Source organism: Mycobacterium intermedium (genome assembly GCF_002086275.1).
In the GTDB taxonomy this organism is placed as follows: Bacteria; Actinomycetota; Actinomycetes; order Mycobacteriales; family Mycobacteriaceae; genus Mycobacterium; species Mycobacterium intermedium.
The window spans coordinates 1-17,601 of the sequence record NZ_MVHT01000088.1 but is presented as its reverse complement, the minus strand read 5'-3'; the positions used below and the strand labels follow the sequence as shown (position 1 = coordinate 17,601).

At 67.1% G+C, this 17,601-nt stretch carries 13 protein-coding genes; 5 read left to right on the top strand and 8 right to left on the bottom strand.

The genetic code is table 11. The features are described 5' to 3' along the window. Window positions 1-14: 14 nt before the first annotated feature. Window positions 15-872 (bottom strand): SDR family NAD(P)-dependent oxidoreductase, encoded by an 858-nt coding sequence (locus tag BST27_RS24220; protein WP_069417905.1) that lies wholly within the window; start codon window positions 870-872, stop codon window positions 15-17. A 199-nt stretch (window positions 873-1,071) separates the two neighbouring features. On the opposite strand from BST27_RS24220, the gene BST27_RS24215 reads away from it, so the two are divergent. Together BST27_RS24215 and BST27_RS24210 are read left to right on the top strand one after the other, a co-directional pair. After that, window positions 1,072-2,148 (top strand): NAD(P)H-dependent amine dehydrogenase family protein, encoded by a 1,077-nt coding sequence (locus BST27_RS24215; RefSeq protein WP_069417904.1) that lies wholly within the window; start codon window positions 1,072-1,074, stop codon window positions 2,146-2,148. Further along, complete coding sequence (locus tag BST27_RS24210) at window positions 2,145-2,783, top strand: TetR/AcrR family transcriptional regulator (RefSeq protein WP_069417903.1); 639 nt, start codon at window positions 2,145-2,147, stop codon at window positions 2,781-2,783. The genes BST27_RS24215 and BST27_RS24210 overlap by 4 nt, the downstream gene beginning before the upstream one ends. A 37-nt stretch (window positions 2,784-2,820) precedes the next feature. Here BST27_RS24210 and BST27_RS24205 read toward each other — a convergent pair whose 3' ends face one another. Both BST27_RS24205 and BST27_RS24200 read right to left on the bottom strand, forming a co-directional pair. Next, window positions 2,821-3,801: a D-2-hydroxyacid dehydrogenase family protein gene (locus BST27_RS24205; RefSeq protein ID WP_069418035.1), complete on the bottom strand. Its 981-nt coding sequence runs from the start codon at window positions 3,799-3,801 to the stop codon at window positions 2,821-2,823. Window positions 3,802-3,810: 9 nt separating this feature from the next. Beyond that, window positions 3,811-5,175 (bottom strand): flavin monoamine oxidase family protein, encoded by a 1,365-nt coding sequence (locus BST27_RS24200; protein WP_069417902.1) that lies wholly within the window; start codon window positions 5,173-5,175, stop codon window positions 3,811-3,813. Between the two features lie 87 nt (window positions 5,176-5,262). Between BST27_RS24200 and BST27_RS24195 the strand changes: the two genes are divergently transcribed. Both BST27_RS24195 and BST27_RS24190 read left to right on the top strand, forming a co-directional pair. Beyond that, the gene (locus BST27_RS24195) at window positions 5,263-9,162 is read left to right on the top strand and encodes a Pls/PosA family non-ribosomal peptide synthetase (RefSeq protein WP_069417901.1); all 3,900 of its coding nucleotides are present in this window, start codon (window positions 5,263-5,265) and stop codon (window positions 9,160-9,162) included. Then, entirely contained in the window at window positions 9,159-10,481 is a 1,323-nt protein-coding gene (locus BST27_RS24190; protein WP_069417900.1) for a M1 family metallopeptidase, read from the top strand. The genes BST27_RS24195 and BST27_RS24190 overlap by 4 nt, the downstream gene beginning before the upstream one ends. Before the next feature lie 4 nt (window positions 10,482-10,485). Here the strand turns inward: BST27_RS24190 and BST27_RS24185 are convergent, their stop codons facing one another. Then, window positions 10,486-10,893: a DUF2237 family protein gene (locus BST27_RS24185; protein WP_069417899.1), complete on the bottom strand. Its 408-nt coding sequence runs from the start codon at window positions 10,891-10,893 to the stop codon at window positions 10,486-10,488. Between the two features lie 43 nt (window positions 10,894-10,936). Next, window positions 10,937-14,254, bottom strand: coding sequence for a helix-turn-helix transcriptional regulator (locus BST27_RS24180; protein ID WP_276014293.1), 3,318 nt, complete (start codon window positions 14,252-14,254; stop codon window positions 10,937-10,939). A 130-nt stretch (window positions 14,255-14,384) separates the two neighbouring features. On the opposite strand from BST27_RS24180, the gene BST27_RS24175 reads away from it, so the two are divergent. Then, the gene (locus BST27_RS24175) at window positions 14,385-14,771 is read left to right on the top strand and encodes a hypothetical protein (RefSeq protein ID WP_069417897.1); all 387 of its coding nucleotides are present in this window, start codon (window positions 14,385-14,387) and stop codon (window positions 14,769-14,771) included. A gap of 19 nt (window positions 14,772-14,790) precedes the next feature. On the opposite strand, the gene BST27_RS24170 is transcribed toward BST27_RS24175, so the two are convergent. Genes BST27_RS24170 through BST27_RS24160 form a run of 3 tightly spaced genes read right to left on the bottom strand, consistent with a single transcriptional unit; the run spans window position 14,791 to window position 17,474 of the window. Then, window positions 14,791-15,753, bottom strand: a complete 963-nt coding sequence (locus BST27_RS24170) for an LLM class flavin-dependent oxidoreductase (protein WP_069417896.1) — start codon at window positions 15,751-15,753, stop codon at window positions 14,791-14,793. Window positions 15,754-15,759: 6 nt separating this feature from the next. Beyond that, complete coding sequence (locus tag BST27_RS24165; protein ID WP_069417895.1) at window positions 15,760-16,239, bottom strand: VOC family protein; 480 nt, start codon at window positions 16,237-16,239, stop codon at window positions 15,760-15,762. Then, the gene (locus tag BST27_RS24160; RefSeq protein ID WP_069417894.1) at window positions 16,236-17,474 is read right to left on the bottom strand and encodes an MBL fold metallo-hydrolase; all 1,239 of its coding nucleotides are present in this window, start codon (window positions 17,472-17,474) and stop codon (window positions 16,236-16,238) included. The genes BST27_RS24165 and BST27_RS24160 overlap by 4 nt, the downstream gene beginning before the upstream one ends. Window positions 17,475-17,601: the final 127 nt, after the last annotated feature.

Sequence of the window (17,601 nt, the reverse complement as noted above, 5' to 3'; positions counted from 1 at the left end):
TCTTGCAGCCGAGATCAGAGCAGGTCTGTGATGGTCTTCAGGCCCGCCTCGTAGAGCACGCCGGGCAGCATGCCGCCGTCGTGTTCGATGGTGGTGCCGTTGACGTAGTCGGCCGCGCCGCTGGCAAGGAAGACGCACACCCGGCCCACCTCGGCCGGCTCGCCCGCGCGGCGCAGCGGCACGGCGGCGAAGTACTTCTCCCCCGTTGGGTCGTCCTTGGGCAACACGAAGGACCGGAAGTTCTCGGTCATGGTGGGCCCCAGCGCGATGCAGTTGACCCGAACCTTGGGGCCCCACTCCTGGGCCAGCGACCGGGTGAGGTGGTTGAGCCCGCTCTTGGCTGCGCCGTAGGAGACCAGCGTGGGCGAACCGGCGGGATGGCCGGTGCCGCTGGAGATGTTGACGACGCAGCCGATGCCGTCCTGGGTGCGCATCTGGCGGTACACCCGAATGGCGAACCACAACGGACTGATCAGGTTCATCTGCACGGCGAAGGCGTGGAACAGTGCCGTGCGTTCGTATTCGTCGTCGCTGCGCGGGGCGCCCTGGATGCGTTGGACAAGCTCCGGGACGCTCTCCACATGCGGCGTCGGGACCGTGCCGCCGGCGTTGTTCACCAGGATGTCGATCCGGCCGTGGGTGGCGACGACGTCGGCGACGAACGTGTCGATCGAGCGGTAATCACCTTGGTCGCAAACCTTTTGCGAAGCCCGTGATGCCCACTCTTCTTCGATGCCCGGGATGCTGTCCAGCGCCGAGCGGGAGCAGCCGACGACGGTGGCACCGGCGCGGAGCAATTCATGGGCGATGCCGACACCCACGCCGCGACTGGTTCCGGTCACGACGGCGACCTTCCCGTCGAGTGCTCCCATGCTTGCGCCCTCCTGGATCCGGGCCGGCGTGCCCCTCGTCGTTCCAGCGTCACACCACCCTGACGCTCGGCGTCGCCCGCCACGCCAACGTGACGCTCGGCGCTACCACGCGCTGGTGACTGTTCCGGTTCGTTGACAGTCACTGCCAACAAGTCATAACGTGCCACTCGGGATGGGGCTTGTAAAGGGAGGTCCGGCGATGAGTGGTCCGGCCACGCTTCGTGTCATTCAGTGGGCGACGGGCGGTGTCGGCAAGGCCGCCATCGAATGCGTGCTCAACCACCCGCAGCTCGAACTCCTCGGCTGCTGGGTGCACAGCGCGCAGAAGAGTGGATTGGACGTCGGCGACATCGTCGGCACCGGCCCGCTCGGCATGACCGCCACCAACGACGTCGACCAGCTGCTGGCCCTGGATGCCGACTGCGTCATGTACAGCCCGCTGGTCCCCAATGACCAAGAGGTCGTGGCGATTTTGCGGTCCGGCAAGAATCTGGTCACGCCGTTGGGCTGGGTCTATCCCGACTTCAACAACCCGGCCGTCCAAGCCATCGACGCCGCCGCCCGGAAAGGTGGGGTGACACTGCACGGGTCGGGGATCCATCCCGGCGGCATCACGGAGCGCTTTCCGCTCATGCTGTCGTCGCTCTCGTCGGCGGTCACCCACGTGCGCGCCGAGGAGTTCTCCGACATTCGCACCTACAACGCTCCCGACGTGGTGCGCCACATAATGGGCTTCGGTGGGACGCCCGAGCAGGCCGTGCAGGGGCCGATGGCCGCCCTGCTCGAAGCGGGCTTCAAGATGTCGGTGCGAATGGTCGCCGAGCACATGGGATTTCGCATCGACCCTACGATCAAGACCATTCAGGACATCGCGGTGGCAACCGCCGACATCGACTACGACCCCTTCCCCATCACCGCCGGAACGGTGGCGGCGCGCCGCTTCCGCTGGCAGGCCACCGTCCACGGCGAGCCCGTCATCACGGCCGCGGTCAACTGGTTGATGGGCGAGGAAAACTTGGATCCAGGCTGGAATTTCGAGGGCAAAGGCGAGCGCTTCGAGGTGGAGATCACCGGCGACCCGACTGTGCAGCTGACCTTCAAGGGATTGCAGCCGGAGTCGATTGTCGAAGGGCTGCAACGCAACCCGGGGATCGTGGCCACCGCGAACCATTGCGTCAACGCCATCCCTGACGTGTGCGCCGCCGAACCGGGCATCAAGACCTACCTGGATCTGCCGCTCTTCGCGGGACGACCGGCGGCCCACCTCGCGCTATGAGCTACTCCCATCCCGAGTCGCTGCGCGGCCACGTCGCGGAGTCGTTGCGCGACCGACAACGCGCGCAGGTCCGGGCCGACATCAGAAGAGCGGCGTTCCGGCTGTTCATCGAGCGTGGCTATGACCGCGTGACGACGGAGGAAATCGCTTCGGCCGCCGGCGTTTCGCCCCGAACGTTCTTCCGGCACGTGCCGACCAAGGAAGAACTGTTGTTGGCGCCGGTGCGTCATGGCGGCGCGGCGATCGTCAACCTGTTGGAGCAGCGGCCCGCCAACGAGTCGCCGGACGTCGCCCTCATCAACGCCATCGTCACGCGGACCCGATCGTTCGACGAATCCGATACCGAGGAATGGCGCGCAGCGCTGCTCGTCGTCCCCGAACTCCTCGGCAAGCTCACGATGCACACACCCGCCGACCAGGAGCGGGCTACGAAGCTGATCGCCGAACGCATGGGCTGCGACCCCGATGTCGATATTCGGCCCGGTCTGCTGGTTCAACTGTGCTTTGCCGCAGCAGATTTCGGGTTCCAGCAGTGGGTGCGCCAGTCCAAGGCGGTTCGGCCGTTGGACAGCTACGTCACCGAGTCGCTGGAAGCGGTGAAAAGCCGGCATTGGAAGAGGAGGCCGACCCCGTGAGGACACCTACAAGGTCGCCGTCTGAGCCACAGGCAGTTCAGCGGGCTTCCGGGTTGGCGATCCGGGTGGGGTTGCCGTCCAACCAGGCAACCACGGCTTCGACTGTGTCGGCGTAGAAGGCGCTGAGCATCTCACGTGTCACATAGCCCAAGTGCGGAGCCAACGTCACGTTCGGCAGCGTCCGCAACGGGTGATCTCGCGGAAGTGGCTCGACGTCAAAGACGTCCAGGCCGGCCCCGGCGATGCTACCGGTCCGGAGCACGTCGATCAGTGCCGCCTCCTCCACGATCGGTCCGCGAGATGTGTTGATCAGGTACGCAGTTGGCTTCATCGCCGCGAACTCGGGCGCTCCCACCAGACCGCGCGTGCGTTCGGAGAGCACTACGTGTATCGAGACCACATCGGATTCGGCAAAGAGCGCCGACTTCTCAACCCGTCGCGCACCGACTTCCGCCGCGGTGTCCGCCGTCAGGTTCTGACTCCACGCAATGACGTCCATACCAAAGACTTTTGCGTACTCCGCCATGCGTTTGCCGACCCGGCCGAGCCCCAGGAGACCAAGGGTCTTGCCGGACAAAGTCATACCCGTAGTGGTCTGCCAGCCACCCTCGCGCATGCGCCGGTGTTCCTCGGCGAGATTGCGCACCGTGGCGATCAGCAGCCCCCAAGCGAACTCCGGGGTCGCGTCCCTGACGGCCCGAAACCGCGGATGAGCAAAATCTGAATGGGCCACCAGGACGCCATGTTCGGTTGCCGCGGCCAGGTCCAGATTGGGCAGACTCCGACCCACGATGGTGATGAGCTTGAGGTCCGGCAACCGCTCAATCAGGCTGCGCGGGAAGGCCATCCGTTCCCGCAGCGTGCAGATCACGTCGAAGGGCCGCAGCTCCTCGGCAGCCGCCGCTTCCGACAGGTGCCGGTCGAACACCGTGACCTCGGCCCGGGCCTGCACCGGCGACCAGTCGGCGAGTTGCAAAGCGACACCGGCATAATCGTCGAGGATCGCCACCTGCGGCACGCGGCCCACCTACCCGACGGCCAGGATTTCGTCGGCGGCGCGCCGGCCAGAGCGTATGGCGCCATCCATGTAACCGCTCCACTCCTGCGCGGTCTCCGCGCCGGCCCAATGGACCGGTCCGACCGGCTCGGCCAGCGCCTTGCCGAACTGAGTCAACGCGCCCGCCGCGAGGCGGCCACCGTAGCAGCCCCGCGTGAATTCCTCGGCACTCCAATCCTGTTCGACGATGTCGAAGGGCTCGGCGGCCGCCGACCCGAAGTACTTCACCAGCGTGTCGACGACGAGCTTGTGGCGCTGCTCCTTTGGCAGCTCGGCGGCCGCTCGGGCGTGCGCGCCGTCGATGAACCCGACCAGCACCCCGCAGGCGGCGTCCGGCGGGGAGTTGTCCATGACGAGGTTGAACGCGTCGTCGAGGCTGGTCACCAGGCCACTCAAACCATTGCTCCGCCAGAACGGTGTCGGATAACCCACATGGAACTTGATCACCGATCCCGCGGGGAATTGCTGGGTGAGGGCGTCACGCGCGGCAGGCAGCGGCGGCAGGTAGCGGATCCTGCCCGCGAGGGTAGGCGGGATTGCGACGATGACGCGACGCGCCGTCACCGCGTCCCCGGTACTGGCTTCGGCGTCCTCGAAGCCGACGGCCACGCCGTCGTCCGTCGCGGCGATGGTCCGTACCACCGCGCCGAGCTGGACTCGGTCACCAAGGTCTTCGGCCATCCGTTCGGAGATGCGGTGCGTTCCCCCCACCACGCGCAGCTCCTGGGCCCCGCCGGTCACGGCGAGCAGCGACGCCAGGCCGTTGCCGGCGCGGATGTAGAAGAGAAAGTGCAGCAACGAAAGCTCTGGGGTCTCCGCGCAGAACAGCGTCGGCACCACGAGCCGGAAGAACCGCAGTGCCACGGAATCGGCCGTGTTCGCGGACAGCCAGGCGTCGAAGGTCTGCCTGTCCAAATCGGCCGCCTCGGGTGCCTGCCAGGGCGCGGCGATCGGGACCGAGGCCGCCAGTGCCTCAAGCTCGCCCCAGACGCGATAGATCTCGGCGAGGTTCTCCTGCGGGAGGCCGAAGCTCGCGTCGGTGTAGCGCAGCACCGCACCGTCGACGACGGTTGTCGCCGCGCCGGTGTCGTAGGTGGGGAAGGTTTCCAAACCGAGCTCGGCGATCAACTCAAGCGCCACGTCCTGGCCCGGCCCCACCCACTGCCCGCCCAGCTCGACCGGCACGCCGTTGCTCAAGAACCCGCCGAAGGTGCGGCCCCCGACGCGGTCCCGGGCTTCGAGAACGCGCACCGTCTTCCCGGCGGCGACGAGCTTGCGGGCCGCGGAAAGCCCGGCGAGCCCGGCGCCTACGACGACGACATCCAGTTCGGGCATGTCAATTCCTTCGTGCTTCGGCTATGTACCGCATGCCCACGGTAGACCAGAGCCGCATCGGCGCCCGGGTTCGCGTAAGAATGTTTCGTGCTCCCCGCGCAGTACGTCTTGTCGGCCGACGCACCCAGTCCGCGAACGCTGATCGACATCATCAACGAAACCGCCGCACGGTACCCGGATGCGGCCGCGATCGACGACGGCGAAGTCCAGCTCACCTACCGCGAGCTACTCGAGGACATGAAGGACAGCGTGGAATGGCTCGCCGCCAGGGGTGTAGGCCGCGGGGACCGGATCGGGGTTCGGATGCCCTCGGGCAGCTATTCGCTCTACGTGGCGATCCTGGCCATCCTGGCCACCGGAGCGGCGTACGTGCCCGTAGACGCCGACGACCCCGACGAACGCGCGGAATTGGTCTTCGGCGAGGCCGGAGTCGTTGCGGTCATTACTGAGAACGGCATTCAACGCACTCTCGGCTCATCGAGGGGCTGGCGTGCCGGCAATCCGCTGGCACGGGACGACGCATGGATCATCTTCACGTCCGGTTCCACCGGCACACCCAAAGGGGTGGCCGTCACGCACCGCAGCGCCGCCGCGTTCGTCGATGCCGAGGCGCGGATCTTCCTGCAGGACAACCCCATTGGCCCGGGTGACCGGGTGCTCGCCGGGTTGTCGGTGGCCTTCGACGCCTCGTGTGAAGAGATGTGGCTGGCCTGGCGCCACGGCGCGTGTCTGGTGCCCGCTCCGCGGTCGCTGGTGCGCAGCGGCATGGACCTGGGGCCGTGGCTGGTCACCCGGGACGTGACCGTGGTGTCCACGGTGCCGTCGTTGGCCGCGCTGTGGCCCGCGGAAGCACTGGAAGCGGTGCGGCTGTTGATCTTTGGCGGCGAGGCCTGCCCACCGGAGCTGGCCGAGCGGCTCGTGGTGGACGGACGTGAGGTGTGGAACACCTATGGGCCCACCGAGGCGACCGTGGTCGCCTGCGCAACCAAGCTCGACGGCGTCGGACCGATCAGCATCGGACTGCCCCTGGCGGGCTGGGATCTGGCCGTCGTCGACAAGGACGGCGAACCTGTCGGCTACGGCGAGGTCGGAGAGCTGGTGATCGGCGGGGTCGGTCTGGCCCGCTACCTCGACCCCGACAAGGACGCCGAGAAGTACGCTCCGATGCCGACCCTGGGCTGGGCGCGCGCCTACCGCAGCGGCGACTTGGTGCGGCTCGAAGAAACCGGCCTGTACTTCTGCGGACGCGCCGACGATCAGGTGAAGGTCGGCGGTCGCCGCATCGAACTCGGCGAGGTCGATTCCGCGCTGGTCAACCTGCCGGGCGTCAGTGGCGGGGCGGCGGCGGTCCGCCAAACTGGTGGCGGCACGTCGGTGCTGGTCGGTTACGTGGTGAGCACCGACCCTTCGTTCGACATCGCCGCCGCACGCGCCCAGCTCGCCGAACATCTGCCCGCCGCCCTGGTGCCACGGCTGGTACTCATCGACGAACTACCCACCCGGATCTCCGGGAAGGTCGACCGGGACGCGTTGCCATGGCCACCACCGGGCAGCACCGACACCGAGGACGCCCCCCAGCTGGCCGGCACGGCGGGCCGACTGGCGGAGATGTGGCGGGAACTTCTCGGCGTGACGGTGGCCGATGCCGAGGCCGACTTTTTCGCGCTCGGCGGCGGTTCGCTGGCGGCCGCGCAACTGGTAGCCGCACTGCGGCAGCAGTACCAGCAGATCACCGTGGCGGACCTGTACGACCACCCGCGGCTCGGCTCGCTCGCCGGATTTCTCGACGAACTCGACCCGCCGCCGCAGGTCACCGAACGTGTCGTGCGACCCACCCCGCGACTGGCCCAGCTGATTCAGCTCGTCGCGGCCGTGCCATTGGCGACGTTGGCCGCGCTGCAGTGGGTTACCTGGCTGGCGTTGGGGAACAACATTGCCCGTGCTCTGCATGTGGTGCCGTGGACGGTCGCGGTGAACTCGTGGGTCGTCGCGGCGGCGTTCATCCTGTTCGTGACGCCGGTGGGCCGGATGGGCATCGCGGTGCTGTTCGCCCGCACCCTGTTGTGGAACGTCAAGCCCGGCAGCTATCCGCGGGGCGGCTCGGTGCATCTGCGGGTGTGGTTCGCCGAGCGGCTGGCGCAGGCCAGTGGCGCCGAGAACCTGGCCGGAGCGCCGTGGCTCGTCTACTACGCGCGAGCTCTCGGCGCCGAGATCGGCAAGGGTGTCGACCTGCATTCGATGCCGCCGGTGACGGGCCTGCTGAAGGTCGGGCAGCGCAGCGCGATCGAACCCGAGGTGGACCTGTGCGGACATTGGATCGATGGGGACGTGTTTCATCTTGGCACGATCACCATCGGCAATGACGCGACGATCGGCGCCCGGACCACGCTGATGCCAGGCGCGGTCGTGGGTAAGAACGCGGACGTCGCGCCGGGTTCTGGCGTGGTCGACAAGATCAAGAACGGCCAGTACTGGAAGGGCTCGCCGGCGGCGAAGTCCGGGCGGGTCAACCATCCGTGGCCCGACGAACGACCGGCACCCAGGTCGCATTGGGTGGCCGGGTACGGCCTGACCTCGCTGCTGCTGGCCGGTCTTCCCCTGCTGGCGGTCGCGACCGGCCTCGCGGTGATCGGGTTCGCCGTGCGCCGCACTCCCGGCCTGGCGCAGGCGGTGCTGCCCGCGCTGCTGTGGACGCCGGTGGCGACGCTGGCCGCGCTGGTGGTTTACGCGTTGGTGACCGTGGCCGCGGTGCGGGTGCTGTCGATCGGGCTGCGCCCGGGCTACCACCCAGTGCGCAGCCGCGTCGGCTGGCAGTTGTGGACCACCGAACGGCTGATGGACGCCGCCCGCATCCAGCTGTTCCCGCTGTATGCCAGCCTGGCAACGCCATTTTGGCTGCGCGTCCTGGGTGCCCGGGTCGGCCGCGGCACCGAGATCTCCACGGTGCTGCTGACCCCGAAATTCTCCGTGATCGAGGACGGGGCGTTCCTGGCCGACGACACCATGGTCGCCTCGTACGAACTCGGCGGCGGGTGGATCTACGCGGCCGAGACGACGGTCGGTCGGCGCGCATTTCTCGGCAACTCCGGGATCACCCAGCCGGGGCGGCGGGTACCCGACGACGGATTGGTGGCCGTCCTGTCCGCGACGCCACCGAAGGCCAAGCGTGGTTCGTCCTGGTTGGGCAGTCCCCCGATGCGCCTGCGCCGGCGCCCCGCCGAGGCCGACGTCGCAACCACGTTTGAGCCGCCGACGCGGTTGAAGGTGATGCGTGCGGCGGTCGAGATCTGCCGGCTGGTGCCGGTCATGGTGAGCGTGCTGATCGGCCTGGCGGTGGTGGGCACCCTGCAGCTGCTGGCGTTGCGGTTCGGCTTTTGGTGGGCGGCCCTGGGCGGCGGGCTGGTGTTGCTGGCCGCCGCCGCGGTTGCCGGCGGCACCGCGGTCGCAGCGAAATGGCTTGTGGTGGGGCGGATCAAGGCTGGTGAGTTTCCGCTCTGGTCGTCGTTCGTCTGGCGCAATGAACTGGCCGACACGTTCGTGGAAACCGTTGCCGCGCCGTGGTTCGCGCGCGCCGCGAGCGGGACACCGGTGCTGAACCTGTGGCTGCGCGCTCTGGGCGCGAAGATCGGTCGCGGCACCTGGTGTGAAACCTATTGGCTGCCAGAGGCGGATCTGGTCAGCCTGGGTGCGGGTTGCACGGTCAACCGCGGCTGCGTGGTGCAGACGCATCTCTTTCACGACCGGATAATGCGGATGGACAGCGTTGTGCTCGAAGCTGGGGCTACGCTGGGCCCGCATTGCGTCGCATTGCCCGCCGCCCGGTTGGGCGCGGGAGCGACCGTCGGGCCGGCGTCGCTCGTGGTGCGGGGCGACGTGGTGCCGGGATCGACGCGCTGGCAAGGCAATCCGATCCGGCCGTGGGATCTGCGCCGAAAGAAGTCCGGACGCAAGAATACGGCCGTATCCGTCGAGAGCCCGGCCGCGTGAAGTCATCTGCGAGGAAGACAGCGCAGAGCGGGACGATCGATCCGTATCTGCCGCAGAACGGCAACTTGGGTTACCGGGTGTCGCGCTACGAGTTGGACCTGGAGTACAAGGTCTCGATCAACCGGCTGGCCGGATCGGTGACGATCACCGCCGTGACGCTCACCGAACTGCAGGAATTCACCCTCGACATCTCCAACGCGCTCGCGGTGTCGAAGGTGACCGTGAACGACAAGCGGGTCGCCCGATTCGCCTGCCGCAACGGCAAATTGCGTATAACGCTACCCGCGAAGCTGGCCAGCGGGGCGGCGCTGACGGTCGTCGTGCGCTACAGCGGCAACCCGCAGCCGCTCCGAACACTTTGGGGCGATGTCGGTTTCGAGGAACTCACCGATGGCGCACTGGTCGCTGGGCAACCCAACGGCGCGGCGTCGTGGTTCCCGTGCGACGACCATCCCAGCGCCAAGGCCGCCTTCCGTATCCGGATCAGCACCGAAAGCCGCTACCGCGTAGTCGCCAACGGCAAGTTGGTCTCGCGGCGGACGCGGGCGTCACAAACCGTGTGGACCTACGAGCAACCCGAACCGACCTCGACCTATCTGATCACCCTGCAGATCGGTGTGTACGAGACGGTGCGGCTACCCAGGACCGCGGTGCCGATCCAAGCCGCGCTTCCCGAGCGACTGTTGGACAACTTCGACCACGACTTCGCCCGCCAGCCGCAGATGATGGAGGTGTTCATCGATCTGTTCGGACCGTACCCGCTGGCGAACGGTTACACGGTGGTGATCACCGACGACGATCTGGATATACCGCTTGAAGCGCAAGGCATTTCGATCTTCGGCGCCAATCACTGTGCCGGCACCCGGGCCAGTGAGAGGCTGGTTGCGCACGAGCTGGCACACCAGTGGTTCGGCAACTCGGTGACCGCGCGCCGCTGGCGTGACATCTGGCTGCACGAAGGGTTCGCGTGCTACGCGGAATGGTTGTGGTCAGAACACAGCGGCGGCCGCAGTGCCGGCGAGTGGGCCGAGCACTATCACGCCCAGCTGCGGGACAAGCCGCAAGATCTGCTGCTGAGCGATCCCGGGCCGCGCCACATGTTCGACGACCGCGTGTACAAGCGTGGTGCGTTGACCCTGCACGCGCTGCGTGGTCAGTTGGGCGACGAGAAATTCTTTGCGCTGCTCAAGGATTGGACCGCCAAGTACCGGCACGGCACCGCGACGACCGAGGATTTCACCGGGCTGGCAGCCAACTATTGCGACGGATCGCTGCGGCCGCTGTGGAATGACTGGCTGTACTCGACCGAACTGCCGTGACGCGTTAGAGGTTGTCCAGATTGGCCAGGTCGTCGGGCACGTCGACGGCATGCTCCTGCAGCGTCTCGAACGGCACCACTTCGAGCGTGCGTTCGTGAGTGGACGCCAACACCACCGGCGCGGCGCAGCCGTCATGATGAGCCCGCAGCCAGTTCGCCGCGGTTACGCACCAACGGTCACCGGGTAAGAGGCCGGGAAACCGGTACTCGGGGACCGGGGTGGAGAGGTCGTTGCCGATGGAACGCTGATGTTCCAAGAACTCGGCGGTAACGACGGCGCAGATCGTATGCCAGCCCACGTCCTCGGGCCCGGTAGAGCAACAGCCGTCGCGATAAAAACCGGTGAGTGGTTCGGTGCCGCACGGTTCCAAAGGGCCGCCCAGCACGTTGCGGTCTTGCTGGCGTTCAGGCATAGGCCCAGTATTGCGCCTCCGGCAGCGAATTTCGCGAAGGAGTTTACTGCGCGGGCGCGCGCCGGGCCGCCTCTTGCGCGAGCTGGACACGCGAGGCCAGCCCGAGCTTGGTGTAGATGTGCGTGAGGTGGGCCTGCACGGTGCGAGGCGAGACGAAGAGCCGCGCGGCAATGTCCTTGTTGGGCAGGCCGTCGCGGATCAGCGAGACGACCTCGAGTTCGGCGGGTGTCAGGGCGGCCCACCCGCTGGCGGGCCGCTTGCGTTCGCCGCGGCCGCGCTGCGCGTAGGCGATCGCCGCCTCGGTGGACAGGGCCGCTCCCTCCGCCCAGGCCGCGTCGAAGTCGGAGGCGCCCATGGTGTCGCGCAGCGCCGCAACCGAGGACTCGTAGCCGGCCTGATGCACCTTGAACCGCACCATCCCGGTGCGCTTTCGGAACGCCTCGGCCGCACCGAACAGCCGTGCGGCCTGCTGACTGTCGACATCTCTGGCCAGATCGGCCAGGCACTCCAGGATGCCCGGGAGCGGTTGACGAACCCCCGAATCGATGACGCAGCTCAGCGCATCATGGGCGTAACGTTGCGCTTCCTCCCGGTCGCCCTCTGCGACGGCGACGCGGGCTCGGGCCAGAAGTGCCGCCGCCAGGTGCCATCCGGACGCCACCGAGACGGCTCCGTCGGCCCAACGGCGCGCCACTACCAGGTCACCTTCGGCCAGCGCGACCTCGACAGAGCAGAAGGCACGTTGTGCCACGACCATGTGAGGTTGGGCCAAAGCGATGTACTGGTCGGCCCGCGCGCTGGCGTCATGCGCGGTGCTGACGTCGCCCGCGGCCAGCGCCGCCACCGCCGACGCCACGTGGCCCATCCCCTGGAAGTACACATCCATGCCCGACGCGGTCTCGAGTGCCACGTCGGCGGCGGCGCGCGCTGACTCGACCTCGCCCTGGTACGCCAGTCCAACCCCCAGGCCCATCAGAGTGATTGGTTTGAGAAACTCGTCGTGCTCCGCTTCGCACTCGGCACTAACGGCTCGGAATTCTTCAGCGGCCCCAACTACATCGCCTTCCATCAGCTGCGTGTACGCGAGAAAGGCGCGGCACCACCGCGAGTTGGGCCGGTCGCCAATGGCATTCGCGACATCGCGGCCTTCTTCGCCGGCGGCTCGGGCCCCGATCGGGTCGCCCACGGCCACAAAGGTGTTGGCCTGCCAAGCGAGTATCTGGCTCAGGCTCCAGCAATCGTCCGATTCCCGCGCGAAGACCATCGCCTCGGAGTAGTACGTTTGCGCCACCTCGGCGTTGTAGTCCACCGCGCCCGCGATGCAGCCACACGCGGTCAACGCCCGCGCCAGCAGGGCCGGGTCGCCGAGTTCGCGGGCAATCGCCAGGGCGCGCTCGGCGGGATCGATGGTGCCGCCGGTGAACATGCTCAGCACCGCCGTGTTGGCGAGGGCGCGGGCACGTACTGCGGCGGGCACGTCGAGCTCGTCGAGCTCGCCCGTGCCGACGACGGTGTCGAACCAGGCTCGGCCCTCCAGCATGCGTCCCCGTGCCAGCCAGAACGGCTGCAGCGATGACGCCAGCGCCAACGCGCGCTCGGTATTGGACGTCTCCAGGTCCCAGCCCAACGCGTTTCGCAAGTTGTCCATCTCGATTTCGGCCTGTTCGAGCCGTTGCTGGTAGTCGGTGCGCGCGGGCGCGTCGAGCAGAGCCGCCATCGATGTGTAGTAGTCACAGTGCCGGGACCGGACGGCGTCGGCCTCGCCGGACTCGCCTAGTTTCTCCAGCGCATATTGGCGCACGGTCTCGAGTAGCCGGTATCGCGTTGTGCCCCCGGTGCTTTCGGCGACCACCAAGGACTTGTCGACGAGCAGGGTGAGTTGGTCGAGCACCTGGTAGCGCTCGACCCCGTCGGCGCCGGCGACCGCCTGGGCGGCTGCCAGATCGAAGCCACCCAGGAACACCGCCAGCCGGCGGAACAGGACGCGTTCGGTCTCGGTAAGCAGCGCGTGCGACCAATCGACCGAAGCGCGCAGAGTCTGCTGGCGCCGCACGGCGATGCGCGAGCCACCGGTCAAGAGTCGGAACCGGTCGTGCAGACTATCGACGATCTCGGTCAGCGACAGGGTTCGCACCCGGGCCGCCGCCAACTCGATGGCCAGCGGCATGCCGTCCAGGCGTCGGCAGATTTCGGTCACTTCGCGGCGGTTGTCGTCAGTGACCGTGAACCCGGCCCGGGCCAGCCGGGCACGATCGGCGAACAACGCGATGGCCTCGTCGGACAGCGTCAGCGACGGCACCTGCCAGGCGGCTTCGCCCGTCACACCCAACGGCTCACGACTGGTGGCGAGCACCGTCAGCCGCGGCGCGGCGCCCAACAGCGCGGCGACCAACGAGGCGGAGGCGTCGAGCAGATGCTCGCAGTTGTCGAACACCAGCAGCATGTGCCGGTCGCGCAGGTGTTGTTGGAGCGTTTCGACGGTCGACCGGCCGGGTTGGTCGGGCAGGCCCAGCGCACGGGCCGCGGTGACCGGGACAACGGCGGGGTGGGTGATCGGCGCCAGATCTATGTAGCAGATTCCGTCGGCGTAATGCGCGGCCAAGTCCGCGGCCACCTGGACCGCCAGACGTGTCTTGCCCGCGCCACCGGCTCCGGTGAGGGTGACCAACCGGTTGCTCGCCAGGGCCTCGCGCAGCTTCGTGATTTCTGACTGTCGGCCGACGAAACTCGTCAGCTGTGCCGGAAGGTTATGGGAGGCAGCGGCTTTCGGTGTGCGTAGCGGCGGGAATTCGTTTCGCAGTTCGGGATGGCACAGCTGCACGACCCGTTCCGGGCGGGGCAGATCGCGCAGCGGGTGGGTGCCCAGATCGACCAGCGAGACATCGGGTGGGAGTTGATCGACGACCATCAGCTCGGTCGCGCCCGACACTACGGTTTGGCCGCCGTGGGCCAGCTCCCGCAATCGAGCGGTGCGGTTGATCGTCGGACCTATGTAGTTGCTTCGATCCTTTGGGTCTCTGAGCCGAACCTCGCCGGTGTGAATTCCGATCCGTAGTCGGATTGGGGCTAGCGGTGCCCGCTGCAGGTCCAACGCGCAGGCCACCGCGTCGGACGCGCGCGCGAAGGCGATCACGAAGCTGTCGCCCTCGCCCTGCTCGAGCGGGCGGACGCCATCATGGTTGGCGACGACCTCGGCCAGCACCTGATCCAGGCGCGCGACCGCGGCGGTCATCTCGTCGGGTTGGGTCTCCCACAGCCGCGTCGAGCCTTCGACGTCGGCCAGCAGCAACGTCACTGTTCCGGTTGGTAAGCCGGTTGGAAGCTCGCTCACGCCCACGTCGCTCCAGTCAGTCTCGCTCATGCTAACCAGCATCCGGCGGCGGCGAGCTAAGAACATCGGCGGAATCGCCGATAACGCTCGACTCGCTGTGCGTACGTGCCCGGCAGTGGCCGGGGATGATCGATGACCAACGCAGGGGTATGTTCAGCGCGTGATACTCACAGGCGCCTTCCTGGCAGACTCGGCTGCCGCGGTCGACAACAAACTCAACGTCTCGGGCGGCGTGCTGTCCCGATTCGCACTCGGACCCGACCGGTCGGCCCGGTTCACGCTGGTGGTGCTGACTCAATCGGATCCCGACAACAACGACCGCAAACTCGAAATCGAGATGCGGCCGCCGTCGGACGCCGACCCCATCAAGCTCGACTTCGAAGTGCCGGAGAGCGCAGTCGCCGAGTTCCCCGGGTTCGCCTTCTTCGAACTGCAGCTGCAACTGCCCGACAACGGCCGTTGGGTGATGGTGCTGAGCGCGGGCACCGGCGCGATCTCGCTTCCGATCCTGGTGAGCGACCTGCCGCCGACAACGTTCGGCTTCTAGTCGCTTCTCTTGGCCGCGGCTAGCCGTTGAGCGCGGGCAGGACCGTGTCGGTGAGCAGTTGCACCGACTTCCACGCCTCGTCGATCGGCATGCCGCCAACCAATGGGTGCAACACGATCGGCCCGAAATTGTTGGACTCGCGGATTTCGGTGATTAGCTGCTCCGGAGTCAGGAAGCGATAACGCCCCGACGCCTTGACCTCGTCGAGGGTCTGGACCCCCGGCAGGTGCATCAGGGAACGTTCGTCGGACGACCAGCCACCGTAGGTGACCGCCTCCCAGAGGATGTAATCACCGAGTTCCGCCCAGGCCCTATCCGGATCCTCGTGCAGGTAGATCATCCCGCGGTTGGTCGGGCCGGGCATGAGTACAAACGGCGTGATACCTGCCTCGGCGCACAACTCGCGATAGAGCGCGTCGACGTCGGGCAGGTGGTCGGCCAGGCTGAGCGGCAACCCGAACCGCGCCGCCCGGCGCGCGGTGGCGCGAGAGCCGCCCCCGATGTACAGCGGCGGATGCGGCCGCGTCCAGGTCCCGATCCCGGTGCTGGTGTCGGTCCAAAACGCCAGCATGCGTTCCACCACGGCGTCCATCAGCTTGCCGCGCTTGCTGAAATCCACGCCGAGCTCGTCGTATTCGACCGTGCGATAGCCCAGCCCGATCGTGGTGTGCAGCCGGCCGCGGCTCATGTTGTCGACAAGCGCAATGTCTTCGGCCAGTCGGACCGGATTCCACAGCGGCCCCAGAGCGCAGTCCACGCTCGCGATCAGTCTCGACGTGCGCGCCAGGAACATCGAAGCGGCCATGATCGGATTGCAGCTCCACCCGTGTCCGGTCACGTGATGTTCGTCGACGCTGATCGAGGTGATCCCGCGCGACTCGCCCCACTGCGCCAGTTCCAGTGCGGCGCGGATCAATTCGCCTTGGGTGCGCGGATTACCTTGCGGTGAAGCGAAGTTGAACCGTAATACGCTGATCAGCATGTGCGGCTACCGGTCCGGAGTTTGCGACCGCAGGAAGGCGGGCCAGTCGGGAAACAGGGCACGGTCCACGATTTCGATCCGGGTGCCGAACGCATCGACGTAGTAGGCGAACAGCGCGAGCTTCTGCCCCGGCACGTGGGCTGTCATTTCGAACGTGAAGCCGGTGTTTTCCAGTTGCTCGCCCGTGGCCGCGAGACTGTCGGTGAAATAACCCAGGTGGTGCACCGCGTTGCCGGGAGCCGCCGTCCACGGCGTTCCCGGCACCTCCTGAAGGAGTTCGATGTGCGGGCTCTGCAGCGAATAGACGACGGTGGAGGTGAGCTCGCGGGTGCCGGTTGCGGTGCGGAAGGGCAGCGTGTAATTCAGTGGCGTGATCCATTCGTAGCCGGCGAGCGTGCTGAAATGCTCCATCGCGGCGTCTAGATCGGGCACGACAATGCCCGTGTGATAGAGGTTTTCGGGCTGCAGTGCGAATGTCACGGTCATGAGTTCCTTGCTATCTGCTGCTCGAGCCACGCGCTTTCCCAGAAGTTCACACTGTCCGCCAGCAGGTTCTCGTGGGCGGCCCGAAGCACCTCTCGGGCCCCAACATGATCGGCGGGGACCAGCTCCGCGAGGTGGATCGCGTGTAGCGGACGGCCCGCTTCGAGGTGTGCCCGCGCCCGATCGACCAGCGCATCGGCACCGGCCAATTCGACCACGTCGGTGCTGACCTCGTCGAACCCGACCGGGTAGAGCTCCGTCGTCGACTGGTGGTGAAACCATCCGGAGTAGTTTTCCCAAATCGCCCGTACATCCCAGGCGACCTTGCCATAGCCTTGGCCCACTTCGTATTCGGCGGGCAGGGTGATTTCTCGCATCAGGGTGCGGACGTCCTTGCCGGCGTTCATCCCCGCAACGGTCTCGTCGTGCACGTACTGAATCGCGTTGCGCAGCCGGGTCAGCTCGGCGTGGATGCGGTCGGCCCCAGCGATCGGATCGAAGTGCCCCGTCACCAGGAGCTCGGGCTGCAGATCGCGGACCCGTTCGACCGAGGCGATCGCGGTCAGCGCATCCCGGTAGCGATCACCCCGGATGGTGACCAGATTGGGGATGTGGCCGAACAACGGCCCAAAGGTATTTCCACACAGGCATATTCGCTCGTCCGGCAGCCACACCACCAGCGAATCGTTCGTCTCGCCGCCGGGCACGGCGATCAGCTCCATCCGTCGTCCGCCGAGCTCGAGGGTGAGCGTGTCGTCGAATTCGAGGTCCACGGTGGGAACGCTCTGTCCGGGCAGGCGCGAGGTGCCGAGGCGCCGTTGAATGGCGTGGATACCGTCGGCGAGTGTTTCTTTGAACGCGAACGCACTGCGATTGGCACGGTACGGGAGGAGCCGCTCGTTGTCGTCGCGCCACAGGGTCCAGTTCGCCTGGGCGACAACCACTGTGTCCGGGTCGCGCACGCTGTCCAGTCCCCCGACATGGTCCACGTGGCCCTGGGTGAAGATGACGTAGCGCACCGGCGAGGAATCGACGGCGTCGAAATTGGCGCGGTGGACCGGACCCTCAAAGCCCATGCCGGTGTTGACGATCACCCGACCATCGCCCGTGGTGATCAGGTAGGCGTTCGACAGTCCCGGCGAGCACCACAGGCCCGGGGCGATTTGTTCGGCCGCTTCGGCACACGCCGGGCGCATGGCGTCGGCACCGGGCCGGCTGCGGTACACCGGTTCGAACATCGCAGTTGTCTCCTCTATTCGGGCCGCACGTCGAACCGGTCGAAGTAGAAGCCGAAGCGGCCACGTAACTCGTCCGCGGTCACCCCGAAATGGCGCTGCAATTCGTAGCGAATGCGGCCGTGCTTGC